Source organism: Sporosarcina sp. FA9, assembly GCF_051550205.1.
GTDB lineage: Bacteria > Bacillota > Bacilli > Bacillales_A > Planococcaceae > Sporosarcina.
Genome location: NZ_CP188819.1, coordinates 3,555,944 through 3,568,698 on the forward strand (window position 1 = coordinate 3,555,944; position 12,755 = coordinate 3,568,698).

The 12,755-nt window shown below is 39.9% G+C and carries 12 protein-coding genes; all 12 read right to left on the minus strand.

Annotation, left to right across the window (positions count from 1 at the left end):
- Positions 1 to 56: 56 nt before the first annotated feature.
- The 12 genes from ACP8HH_RS18280 to trpD all read right to left on the minus strand — a co-directional run bounded on the left by ACP8HH_RS18280 (position 57) and on the right by trpD (position 12,737).
- A complete protein-coding gene (locus ACP8HH_RS18280; RefSeq protein WP_438313785.1) occupies positions 57 to 980 on the minus strand; it encodes a S66 peptidase family protein in 924 nt (307 codons plus the stop codon).
- Between the two features lie 165 nt (positions 981 to 1,145).
- The gene (gene opp4A, locus ACP8HH_RS18285) at positions 1,146 to 3,002 is read right to left on the minus strand and encodes an oligopeptide ABC transporter substrate-binding protein (RefSeq protein ID WP_438313788.1); all 1,857 of its coding nucleotides are present in this window, start codon (positions 3,000 to 3,002) and stop codon (positions 1,146 to 1,148) included.
- A gap of 34 nt (positions 3,003 to 3,036) precedes the next feature.
- Complete coding sequence (locus tag ACP8HH_RS18290) at positions 3,037 to 3,951, minus strand: ABC transporter permease (RefSeq protein WP_438313790.1); 915 nt, start codon at positions 3,949 to 3,951, stop codon at positions 3,037 to 3,039.
- 32 nt (positions 3,952 to 3,983) lie between these two features.
- Complete coding sequence (gene opp4B, locus ACP8HH_RS18295; protein ID WP_438313792.1) at positions 3,984 to 4,952, minus strand: oligopeptide ABC transporter permease; 969 nt, start codon at positions 4,950 to 4,952, stop codon at positions 3,984 to 3,986.
- A 17-nt stretch (positions 4,953 to 4,969) separates the two neighbouring features.
- Entirely contained in the window at positions 4,970 to 5,896 is a 927-nt protein-coding gene (locus tag ACP8HH_RS18300) for an ABC transporter ATP-binding protein (RefSeq protein WP_438313795.1), read from the minus strand.
- Positions 5,883 to 6,902 (minus strand): ABC transporter ATP-binding protein, encoded by a 1,020-nt coding sequence (locus ACP8HH_RS18305; RefSeq protein ID WP_438313798.1) that lies wholly within the window; start codon positions 6,900 to 6,902, stop codon positions 5,883 to 5,885. The genes ACP8HH_RS18300 and ACP8HH_RS18305 overlap by 14 nt, the downstream gene beginning before the upstream one ends.
- A gap of 371 nt (positions 6,903 to 7,273) precedes the next feature.
- Positions 7,274 to 8,248: a DUF4003 family protein gene (locus tag ACP8HH_RS18310; protein ID WP_438313801.1), complete on the minus strand. Its 975-nt coding sequence runs from the start codon at positions 8,246 to 8,248 to the stop codon at positions 7,274 to 7,276.
- Positions 8,249 to 8,299: 51 nt separating this feature from the next.
- A complete protein-coding gene (gene trpA, locus ACP8HH_RS18315; RefSeq protein WP_438313804.1) occupies positions 8,300 to 9,100 on the minus strand; it encodes a tryptophan synthase subunit alpha in 801 nt (266 codons plus the stop codon).
- Positions 9,093 to 10,307, minus strand: a complete 1,215-nt coding sequence (trpB, locus tag ACP8HH_RS18320; RefSeq protein ID WP_438313807.1) for a tryptophan synthase subunit beta — start codon at positions 10,305 to 10,307, stop codon at positions 9,093 to 9,095. The genes trpA and trpB overlap by 8 nt, the downstream gene beginning before the upstream one ends.
- Positions 10,307 to 10,924: a phosphoribosylanthranilate isomerase gene (locus tag ACP8HH_RS18325; protein WP_438313810.1), complete on the minus strand. Its 618-nt coding sequence runs from the start codon at positions 10,922 to 10,924 to the stop codon at positions 10,307 to 10,309. Before ACP8HH_RS18325 ends, trpB begins: the two co-directional genes overlap by 1 nt.
- Complete coding sequence (trpC, locus tag ACP8HH_RS18330; RefSeq protein WP_438313813.1) at positions 10,921 to 11,709, minus strand: indole-3-glycerol phosphate synthase TrpC; 789 nt, start codon at positions 11,707 to 11,709, stop codon at positions 10,921 to 10,923. Before trpC ends, ACP8HH_RS18325 begins: the two co-directional genes overlap by 4 nt.
- Positions 11,706 to 12,737 carry an anthranilate phosphoribosyltransferase gene (gene trpD / locus ACP8HH_RS18335; protein WP_438313816.1) on the minus strand — a complete coding sequence of 344 codons (1,032 nt, stop codon included), beginning with the start codon at positions 12,735 to 12,737 and terminating at the stop codon, positions 11,706 to 11,708. The genes trpC and trpD overlap by 4 nt, the downstream gene beginning before the upstream one ends.
- Positions 12,738 to 12,755: the final 18 nt, after the last annotated feature.

A 12,755-nucleotide genomic window follows, 5' to 3' on the forward strand; every position in this document is an offset into this window, starting at 1 on the left:
GATTTGCATATGTCTATTTCTCCTCACTGTCATTTATATCGCAAGCAAATGATTACTTATTCAACGCCAGGTAGAACGGTAAGCGTTTTTTGAGTAGCGTCAAGTTTAGCTCCCACTCCAAGTGGTATAGCGAAATGAGGTTGGCAATGACCGATTTTAAACCCCTTTACGGCCGGTTTATTTGTTTGTCCTATATAGTGGTCAATGACTTCATCAGCCGTCAATGAGAACTTGGGGTTTTTCGGATCCGCATTTGAGAAGTCCCCAATTACAAATCCAGCAGCATCACTTAACTTACCCGCTAATTTTAAATGGTTCAACATTCCATCCAAACGATATGGTTCTTCTCCCACATCTTCCAATAGAAGAAGTTTTCCTTTTGTATCAATTTCGTACTTTGTTCCAATACCACTTGCTAAAAGTGATAAATTGCCGCCTACTAGTTCACCCGTTGCATCGCCTCCCCCCAAGATAGTGAGCGGTGAAATTTCCTCCGTGTAATGCAGCTCCATTGGCTCAAATAGTTGTTGAAACATTTTCTTAGATAAATCTTGGAATGAATCTCTACCGATATCTGAAGCCAACATCGGTCCGTGAAAAGTAACAAGATTAGAAAAGTTTCCAAAAGCCGTATGCAAGTAGGTGATGTCACTATAGCCCCAAAATATTTTCGGATTTTCCATCATTAATTGAAAGTCGATTTGCTGCGCGAATCTTGCAGACCCATACCCACCGCCAGCACAGATAATTCCTTTTATTTCTTCGTCTTCAAACATTGTATGTAAATCTTCCAATCGTTCTTTATCGGTCCCAGCAAGATGTCCATTTTTTTTTGCTACATGCTCACCAATTTTATATTTAAGCCCAAGTTCATCCAAAAATAGAAGTGCTCGCTCCAAGTTTTCAAGTTTTGGAGGACTTGCAGGTGCAATAATTCCAATCGTGTCTCCTGCCTTTAATCGTTTTGGTCTAATTCGCAATTACTATTTCCCCCTCTTGTTTGTAGTGTGTAATTTGCAATCACACGTTCTCCTAATCTTATCAAATTCAACTGAATCGTACAATAACTGACTCTTTAAAGGGTATTTACTTAAAAAAGAAAAGCCGCCACTCGGTTTCCCGAATGACGGCCTCTGCTTCACCAATTATTTAACTGGATCCGCTTGGCTTACTCCCCATTTCCATGGGTATTTGTTTTCTAAGTTTGCTGCATCAATTGTATAGTTAACGAGGCGCTTGTTCACACCAAACAACTCGTAACGGTAAACAGTTGGAGCAACTGGAACTTCTTCAACCATCAAATCCTGCCACTCTTTATAGATGCCTTTACGGTATTCTGAGTCAAATGCTTCTTCAGAAGTACCAGCAGCTAATAATTCGTCATTCTTCTCACTTATGAAACGAGAGAAGTTGTATGATGCTGTTTTCCCATAAAGTCCTTCTGGATCTGGATCTGTACCAGTACCCCAAGCACCTTGATAGATGTCAACACCTGGATCATCATTTTCTATTAAATCGTAAAATGCGTTAAATTCGTGTAGACGTCCTTCAAACAACTGAACTTTAATACCTACGTCTTCCCAGTTTTGGATATACCAGTTAGCGATTGGTTCAGCTACGTCGCCGCCTTCCATCGATGCGAAGTTAAGAACAACTTGTTCTCCTTTTGCATTTTCACGGATTCCGTCGCCGTCAACATCAACCCAACCAGCTTCGTCAAGAAGTGCTTTTGCTTTTTCTGGATCGTAAGGACGTCCAGGGTTGTCAGCATCATGGAAGCTGTCAAACACAGGGATAATTAAAGTTGTAGCCGGGAAACGAAGACCGTGATACATTTTCTCACCGATTACTTCGTTATCCATTGCATGCCACATTGCTTGACGAACACGCTTGTCAGCAAGTAAAGCATCTGGATCCATTACGTTTTCTTTTTTGTCTGCATCCCATTTACCAAGTTTAAACCCGACATATGTGTAAGCAGTATCAACTTGACCTAATAGTTCAATGTTTTGAATTTCTTTCAATACATCGTATTGGTCAACCGGAACGCTTGCAAGGTCAATTTCACCTTTTTCAAGTGCGCCAACAACAGAACCTGGAGCAACTACTTTTAGAACAACTGTTTTAAGAGCAGGCTTTCCTCTCCAGTAACCATCATATCTTTCATAAAGAACAGATTCTCCTGGAACAACTTTTGCAACTTTGTATGGACCAAAACCGATTGGCTCCGTACGAATTTTATTTGAAGCAAGAATGTCTTCAATTGAAACCTCACCAGTTGTTACATCACCAATGTAGTGTCTTGGAACTGGAGCTGACCAAATTCCTGACATTACTGAAGGTGTTGCTACATCATAAGTGATTGAAATTGATTTCTCATCTTCAGAAACTTCAATACCAGAAATCGTATCTGCAGTTCCTTCGTGATAAGCGGGCATTCCCTCAACGTTGGAAATCGTGAATGTGTAACGGTTTCCAGTGTAATCAGGGTGACCTAAAAGCTCATAAGCATATAGAAGATCTGATGCTTTTACAGGCTCTCCATCTTGCCAGTTCACACCGTCTTTAATTGTTAATGTGATTGTTTTATTGTCTTCAGATAGTTCGTAAGACGCTGCACCATCACTTGTAATTAGATAGTCGCCATCTACTGCTAGTAATGATTCATCAAAGAACTGCATTACCTCAGCATCGGGAGCACCTGAATAGAATACACGGTTAAGTGTTCCTTCAAATGGATCCGTTGAAACAAGTGCATAAACCATTTCTCCATCTTCAAGTGCAGCTTCAGAGTTAGTTGTATCCAACGGGAAATTAATACCTACTGCTTCTTCTTCCGCTGGTTCCTCTTCTTCTTCCTCTTCTACCTCAGTTTCTTTTTCTTTATCGTCTGTCTTTACTGGTTCTTTCTCATCTGCTTTGTCTTTGCCCGTACAAGCCGCTAAGAATAAGCTTAAAATAAGCATGAGACTTGCAAGTAGCATAAGTTGCTTCTTTGCCAATTGTATTACCTCCCCTTTTTTTGTGATTAACCTATTAGGCTAATCGTTGTCTTGCGTCGGACGCACGTTTAATCGCTTGACCGACAAAATTTATACACAACATCATTACTAAAATGAGCAATGATGCAGGTAACCATACCCACAACTTATTTTGGATCACATCAGGAGTCCTAGCATAACTGATCAATGTCCCGAGTGATGGTGTGCTTTCAGGCAAACCAAACCCTAGAAATGTCAGGCCAGTTTCGATTCCAATGTTATTTGCCAAAGTAAGTGTCATATTGACAATGACTAAAGAACTTAAATTTGGGAAAACTTCAAAAAACATGATTTTCCAATTCGGAGTTCCTAACGTCTTTGAAGCATTGACATAGTCAAGCTCCCTTTCAGATAAAGCTTTCGAACGAATGAGTCGTGCTTTACCAAACCATAGTAACACACTCATGATTGCAATAAATGACCATACGTTAAACTTAGGCACAATCGCAACAAAAACAATGATCATCATTAATGTTGGAAGAACCATTAAAAAGTCTAGAATACGCATGATCACAAAGTCGACTTTTCCACCAAAATAACCCGATATTAAACCAATTGTCAAGCCAAGAAATCCTGCAATAAGTGTAATCACTACCCCGATTGTAATTGAGTTTCGGGCTCCAATCATAAGTTGACCAAAAATGTCTCTTCCACCTTTATCTGTACCGAGCCAATGCTCAGCAGATGGTGGTAAATATATTTTATGAAAATCAATCTTTGTTACTAGTTTAACTTCTAGGAAAAATGGTGAAATATAAGCAGCAAGTAAAATGACGATGAATACAACAAGTGCACCGAGGGCCATTTTATCATTTTTTATTTCACGCCATACTGTTTTTCCAAACGATTGATTGTTTGCTTTTGCTTCAGCAATTAACGTATTTTTATCGGTTACACTTTCTGCTTTCATTAAATTACCCTCCTAATCACTCAATTTTTCTATCAATCAATTCGAATACGTGGATCAACGATGCCCAAAATAATATCAGATAACATCGTCCCGACAATTACGGCCGCTCCAGAGATCATGACAAGTGCGGCTACAACAGTAAAGTCACGTCCACCAATTGAATTAATAAATAATTGACCGAGTCCTGGGTAAGCAAATATTGTTTCTATAAATACTGAACCAGCAATAAGTAATGTAATTTCATAACCTAGAAATGCCGCAATCGGCAATAAGGAATTCCTTAAAATATGTCTTGTATAAACTCTTCCTTCGGGAACACCTTTAGCACGTGCAGTTTTAACAAAGTCTTTGAGCTTTGTATCAATTATGTCGTTTCTCAAATATTGAATCGTTCCGGCTGTCCCAAGGATTGCTCCTGATAATGTCGGTAAGACAAGATGCTGGGCTTTACTAACAAAATAATCCCAACTACCAGTCTCGTATCTAATGTCGACACTATTCCCAAACGGAAACCAATCCAAATGAAAACTAAAGAAAAACAACATTAGAAGTGCGAAAATAAAAATAGGTGTTGCAATTGAAAAGTAATTATATCCAACTATGATTTTATCAAACCACGAATCCGTCCATCTACCTGCTATGATGCCGAGCGGTACCGCAATTAAATAACTTACAATTAACGTACAAAAAGCTAAGAGTACCGTATTTCCAAGTTTACCGGCCAACAGTTGTGTCACCGGCTGATTATGAACGTAAGACTTGCCCATATCCCCTTTAACAAACTTTGTAATCCAAGCTCCATATTGCTCGTACCAAGGATCGTTTAAACCATATTTTTCCCGGATTTCTTCCATCCGTTCTGGCGTTACATCTGGATTCCCCATAAAGGCACCCGTAACCGCATCGCCCGGCATTGCTTTCGCCAGCACAAAAATAACGAGACTAAGGAGAAGTAGTTGCGGGATCATGACTAGTATTCTTCGTAGTATAAATATTAACATTCTCTCATAGTCCCCCTTTAAAGCATCGCGACAGAGTGGGTATCTGAGATTTTCTTAAGGTCGAATAATCTCCCCTCGTCGTCAAAATAGTTATCGTAATCTGTCCGATATTCATCATCAATTGCTTGACGTAAATGTGTTTTTTCAAGTCGTTTTGCTGGATCCATTTCTGGAATAGCGGAGATAAGACGCTTTGTATATAAATGTTTCGGAGTGCTGTAAATTTCGTCAGCAGTACCTTCCTCAACTAGACGCCCTCTATACATTATTCCTATCCGATTGCATAAATGCTGGACAACCCCTAAATCATGACTAATAAATAGATAGGAAAGATTAAATTCCTTCTGAATATCTTGCATGAAGTTAAGTACTTGTGCTTGTACAGACACATCAAGTGCCGAAACGGGCTCATCTGCAATAATAAGTTTAGGATTCAGTGTCAATGCTCTTGCAATTCCAATTCTTTGGCGCTGTCCACCTGAAAATTGGTGTGGATATTTATAGACAGATTCAGGACCTAATCCTACACGTTCAATAAGCGCTTGTACTTTTTTCAATTCTTCTTTTGGTGACATTCTTTCATAGTTTCTTAAAGGCTCAGCAACAATATCTAACACTCTTTTTCTAACATTTAGAGATGAGTAGGGATCTTGAAAAATCATTTGAATATCACGTGATTGCGCACGTTTTTTTCTACCTGTCAATTGAGCAAGATCTGTCCCTTCAAACACAACTTCACCAGCCGTTATATTATTTAATCCAATAACAGCTCTACCAGTAGTTGTTTTTCCACAACCTGACTCTCCTACAAGTCCGTAAGTTTCGCCGGGTTCAATCTCAAAACTAATCCCATCAACCGCCCTAACTTGATCTACTACGGTCTTAAAGAATCCACCCCGAATCGGGAAATGAACTTTTAGATTGTTTACTTTAAGCAATGACATGATTATCCCCCTCCGACTCTTCTGGTCTGAAGTGGAAGTTCTTGTAGCATGTACAGCGTACAAAATGCCCAGGTTCTACTTCATGTAACTTCGGATTTTCTTCATGTTCACTTTCAGCTATCCAAGGAACTCTCGGTGCAAAACGACAACCGGTACGGTCAAGCGCCTGCAAGGAAGGTACCATTCCTTCAATAACATGAAGTCTGCCTTTATCCTTTATATTCGAAGGAATTGAACTAAATAATGATTGCGTATAAGGATGTAAGGGTTTTCTAAACAGCTCATTTACTTCGGCCAATTCCACAACTTCCCCTGCGTACATTACCGCAACACGGTCGGCCATTTCGGCAACAACTCCAAGATCATGGGTAATTAAAACAATTCCTGATTTCATCTGTGTTTGTAATTCTTTCATAAGATCCATAATTTGTGCTTGAATTGTTACATCCAAAGCAGTTGTTGGCTCATCCGCAATTAGTAAAACGGGGTCACAAGCAAGTGCAATTGCAATAACAACACGTTGTCTCATTCCACCAGATAGTTCGTGGGGATATTGCGAAAATATTCGATTTTCATTTTTTATTCCTACACGACGTAATAACTCTAGTGTACGCTTCTTCATGTCCGCTGATGACAATTTAAGATGATACTTCATTGGCTCTACGATTTGTGCTCCAACAGTTGAAAGTGGGTTAAGCGCAGTCATAGGGTCTTGGAAAATCATTCCGAGATCTTTTCCTCGTATTTTATTAAGTTTTGCTGGAGATAGATTAAGAATGTTTTGATCCCTAAAATTGATTTGTCCTTCAAGTTTCGCAACTTTCTTGTCATGAAGGCCCATTATGGATAATGCAAGCGCACTTTTTCCGCAACCAGATTCTCCAACAATTGCAAGTACTTCATTCTCGTGGACCGTTAAGGAAACATCATCTACGGCTGCATAGTGATTATCTTTGATGCGAAATGATGTGCGAAGATTCTTAATTTCCAGTACTGATTTTCCCAAAAAAACTTCCTCCTTACAAGAAAAGTAAACAAAATTATCTAAGTAAATAAATTTTCTGACTTTATAAACACTAAAATTAATATACTACAAATATAATTATAAGACAACCTCTTTCGGGTGACTGAATTTTGCAACAAATATTTCAAATGTGACAAACATGTTACAAATATAGTGTTGACAACGCTTTCAATACTCTAATAACTCAAGAAAGAAAACAAGTTATTTTACTATATCTATCTTTACCAAACAAAATAGAACCGTTTGTTCATAAACGGTTCTTTTTAAATATATTAAAATACTATAAAGACTGAATTCCATATGCACTTCAACTTGTCTGTTTACTGGCGAGAGAATTTTACATTACGATTCATTTAATGATTTACTGAGTTGGCAGCAGAGGATGCCGCCATAGATGCCATGGTAGCTGCAATAACTGCCTGCTGTGCCTGTACTATTAGTTCAATAGATGCAATAAGGCTGACACCCATTTCCTCACGGGAATTTGTCAACTCCCGCATAATATAGCCCATAGCGATTGATAAGGCCATCTCCTTTTTCCAATTAAAAAGTTTAGAGTCTTCTAAAGCTTGGGCTAGTTCGATTATTTTAGTGATTTCGCTTTTTGAAACACCAAATACCGTAAGAAATCCAACCATTGGATAGTGAAGGGGTCTTACTTTTGCTTCTTTCTTAAAACGATCTAATATACTTATTGCTTGAGAAACTAGTTGATCGTCAAAGTTTATGTCCACATACGTCATTATTTGAGACATCCACTGCAGTTCATCCCCGGAACGCAGTCCCTTCGCACGCAGTGCATCGTAGTAAAGACGCATGGATTTGGCATGTTCTACAGGATCCTCATTCTTTTTCCCGAGCAATACGGCATATGCATAGTCATCATCCGATGTTAAGAAAAAGTGAGTCTTTTTCATTTCACCGTATAATGCTTTTGCATTTTTTGCTTCTCGTTCGTATAACGTTGTGTCATTAGTCATCAGAAGTGCCGCCAAATATGAATGGATAGTATTGCGAAAACCCTCGTTTCTTAATACACGTTGTTTGTGGAATAAGCGTTCCGTCTCTTCGTTAATGTCAACACCTGGTTTATCTAGAAACGCAGCCATCATTGGAAGAAGATTTCCCCGAAGCGGAGAAAGCCAACTTGACTTTTCTTTAAGTAAATCCATTGCATGATTTAAATTCTCGGCAAAAAATTCACGCTCTGACGTCACATAGTAGGATGTAATCGTCAGTACTACATTTTTATCGACAGTCCAACCCGCTAATGATTTCACTTTCTTATAAGTCATTTCAACTTCATTCACAAACCCATTCGCATCCAAGTCGCACAACTCCTTTTGTATATGTACGATTCATACGAAGAAAGGTTTCAATTAGTGGGTGGGCAATGATGAAATAGCACTTTTCGACGCTTTGACCAATGCTTCTATTGTCGCCCAGTCTTCTGCATGAAGGGCATTTACAATTGCACTTCCAACAATAACTCCATCACAAAGGGCACCGATTGATATCACTTGTTCAGGTGTTGAAATCCCGAATCCCGCGAGTACAGGTACTGGACTTATCGATTTTAGTTGTTGTAAATGAGCATCTAAATCGTCATCGAATCCCTGACGAACACCTGTAATTCCATTTACTGTTACTGCATAAATAAAACCTTCACCCGCGGTCGTTATTTTCTCTATTCGATCTGGAGGACTTGTTAATGAAACGAGTGGTATTAGGGCAATATCCGAATGGTTTAACTCTTCCCTTAAAAACGCACTTTCTTCTATCGGTAAGTCTGGAACAATTAATCCACTAACTCCGCTGTTCGTGCAATCCTTTACAAAATCCTTTATACCGTATCGTATGAGTGGATTTAAATACGTCATGACGACAAGCGGGACCGTGATTTCTTTCTTAAATGATGCGAGCTCTTGTAAAACGATACGAAGTGTTATTCCATGAGTAAGTGCACGCTCACCTGCTTCTTGAATAGCAGGTCCATCCGCGACTGGATCAGAAAATGGTATACCGATTTCTATTGCAGTTGCACCTACCTTCTGCAAAAACAAGATGTTTCTTTTCAATGTTTGAAGGCCGTCATCTCCTGCCATAATGTAGGGCACAAAAGCCTTATTTCCCAGCTGAATACATTCATTAATTGCATTTGTTAAATGTGACTTATTCATTCCCAGCACCTCCAAGCGCGTCTCTAACCGTCTGTACATCTTTATCGCCGCGTCCAGATAGACAAATAACAATGGTTTCTTTCTTATCCATTTCCTTCGCTAATTCGACTGCATATTTGACTGCATGTGCACTCTCTAAAGCAGGGATGATTCCCTCTACTTTGGAAAGTAGTTGCAATCCCTCTAGTGCTCCGGCATCTGTAACCGAAGAATATTTAACCCTACCAATATCGTGTAAATGGCAGTGTTCAGGTCCTACCGCTGGGTAATCCAGTCCTGCCGAAATTGAATAGGCTTCTTGAACTAATCCATCGTCGTCTTGTAAAATATACATATAAGCCCCGTGTAAAACTCCTTCTTTACCGTCCGCTATCGCAGCTGCATGAAGTCCAGTTTCAATGCCACTTCCCGCCGCCTCAACTCCGTACAATGCAACTTCTTCATCTTCTAGAAAAGGATGGAACATACCAATCGCATTGCTTCCACCGCCAATACATGCAACTATTGCATTTGGAAGTTTGTTTTCTTTCTCCAGAATTTGCCTTCTCGTTTCCACACCAATAACACGTTGGAAATCACGAACAATTCTTGGAAAGGGATGGGGGCCAAGAGCAGACCCTAAAATATAATGGGTGTCTTCAACATTCGTGACCCAGTAACGTAGCGCCTCATTCACTGCATCTTTCAGCGTTCCTGAACCTTTATCGACAGAGACTACTTTTGCTCCAAGTAATTCCATCCGAAAAACATTCAATTCTTGTCTACGAATATCTTCTTTACCCATAAATATTACACACTCAAGATTGAACAATGCACAAACCGTCGCTGTTGCCACACCGTGTTGTCCAGCACCTGTTTCCGCAACAATTTTCTTTTTCCCCATACGCATCGCAAGAAGCGCTTGCCCAACAGTGTTGTTTATTTTATGAGCGCCAGTATGATTTAAATCTTCGCGTTTTAAATAGATTTTTGCACCGCCCGCAAATGCAGTAAGTCTTTCTGCAAAATACAAGGGTGTTTCACGACCGACAAAATCTTTCAAATAATAATTTAATTCGTCTGCAAATGCTGGATCTTCGATTGCTTCATCGTATGCCTTTTCTAGTTCGATTAAAGCAGTCATTAATGTTTCAGGAACGAACTGTCCTCCGAACTTTCCATATCTTCCCGGTATTTTCTCTTTTGTAGTATTAGCTTCTTTCGTCATTATTCATCTCTCCCTATTTTAACCGCGTGCACAAAAGCACGAATTAAGTCATCGTCTTTTCGGTTGTCTATTTCCACTCCGCTTGAAACGTCCACCATATATGGTTTTACTAGTCGAATTGCATCACTAACATTTCCAGGGTTTAGACCACCTGCAAGAATGAGTTTATTTAGGGGAACCCCGGCGTCTTCTAAGAGATGCCAATCGAAGGTTTCACCACTACCCCCTTTAAATTCTTTTCCGGGTGTATCAAAAAGTAAAAAATCGACCTCATACTTTTCTGCTCGCTTTATATCTTCTTTGCTGTAGACTGATAACACTTTAATAGAAGGAAGTCCGATTTTTTCGATGAAATCCTGACTTTCATTTCCATGATATTGGATATAATCGAGTGGCACCCCCTCATATACACGTTTAATTTCATCCGCTGACGCATCTACAAACACGCCTATTTTTAATACATCCGGCGGAATCAAACGAGCTAGTTCGATAGCCTGGTCAACAGTTACACGCCTGCGACTGGGGGCAAATACAAAACCAATGGCATCCACTCCGGCTTCAACCGCTGTTTTCACATGCCTACTTTCCATTAATCCGCATACTTTAACTTTTGTCATTTGGATAAACCCAATACTTCAACCTGCATTGAACGAAGAGTCTCTTCAATTGCTCCACTGCGCATAAGTGTTTCACCGACTAGTATTGCCCTCGCACCCATACCCGAAATGCGTTTAGCATCTATTGGACCCGTTATTCCACTTTCGCTTATTAAAACTCGCTGCTCGCTAAATGGAAAAACAGCTGCGATTTCTTCTGTTCGAGTTAGATCTACTTCAAATGTACGAAGATCACGGTTATTTACACCTATCAATTTTGCATCAACGGCGAGTGCTCTTTTTAATTCTTCTACATCATGTACTTCTACAAGCACTTCAAGTCCTAAGCCAGTCGCGTATGAATAAAGTCCAGTTAATTCCTCATCATTTAATGCAGCAACTATTAGCAAAATAACGGATGCCCCAGCTGCCTTCGCTCGATCTATTTGAATAGGATCAATCATAAAGTCTTTACATAAGAGTGGAATAGAAACAACTTCCGCCACAGCTGCTAAATCATTAAATGATCCTTTGAAAAAGGTCGCATCTGTTAAAACTGAAATACATGCGGCTCCTGCTTTAAAATATGCACCTGCTTGTTCGACAGGATTCGCTCCTTCTGCAATAAGCCCTTTTGACGGAGAGGCCCGCTTCATTTCTGCAATAACTTGTAGGTGACTTGCTTCATAAAGAGCTTTGAACAAAGAAGGTCGGAGTATACTTCTTGATTGTGCAATCTTATCGTCTGCACGCATTTCTATTACTTCAAAACGTTTCTGAGCAATAATGTCATCTAAAATCGTCAATTTACAACCTCCTCCTCAGATACTTTTTTACTAAATGCAATTACAGCTTCTAACTTCCGATATGCAGCACCGGATAAAATACTTTCAGTAGCTTGATGAACACCTTCTGCAATTGTTTCCGCCTGCCCATTGGCAAACAAACCAATTCCAGCATTGAAAACGACAGTATCAAAACGCGGTCCACGTTCACCGCCAAGGACGGATCGAAGAATTTCTGCGTTTTCATTTGCATCCCCTCCGAGAATAGATGAAATGGGTGCACTCGTTAGACCAACATCTTCCGCAGTTAAACTAAATGGAATAAGGTCCCCGCGATCCAGTAAGACAAATGAGTTCTGTCCCGAAAGTGACGCTTCGTCCATTCCTTCAGCACCCGCGACAACAATCGCCCGTTTCCGACCAAGCATATGAAGGGCTGTTGCATATTCCATTGTAAAGTCTGATTTACTGATTCCTGCAAATTGTGTCGAAAGCGGAATTGGATTTGTAAGCGGCCCTACCAAGTTGAAGATTGTTCTTTTTCCAATCTTTTGTCGGATAGCGCCAATTCTTTTCATCTTTGGGTGAACATTCGGCGCATACAAAAAAGTGATTCCCTCTTTTTCCAACAACTCCGATATTTCCTCTGAAGTAAAGTCAAGACGAATTCCGAGTGCCTCGAGCACGTCGGAACTACCTGCGGCACTTGATACTTTACGATTGCCGTGTTTGGCAACTTTTGCACCCGCACCTGCAAGTACAAAAGCAGTCGTTGTACTAACGTTAAAGCTATTAGTACCATCACCACCGGTTCCACAGTTATCCATAAATGAACCTAACGGGGCTTCCACATTGTTCGCAAATGTTCTCATAACAGATGCAAGTGCTGCAATTTCTAGAGCGGTTTCCCCTTTTTCGGATAAAGCAATTAAAAACTCCTCTATATCGGCGCTAGCTGCATCCTCACTAAAAAGTACGTTCGCCACTTCCTCCATCTCTTCATACGTCAAATGTTGTTTCTCTTTGACTTTATTAATGTAATCCCTCAACTAAATCTCTCCTCTGCT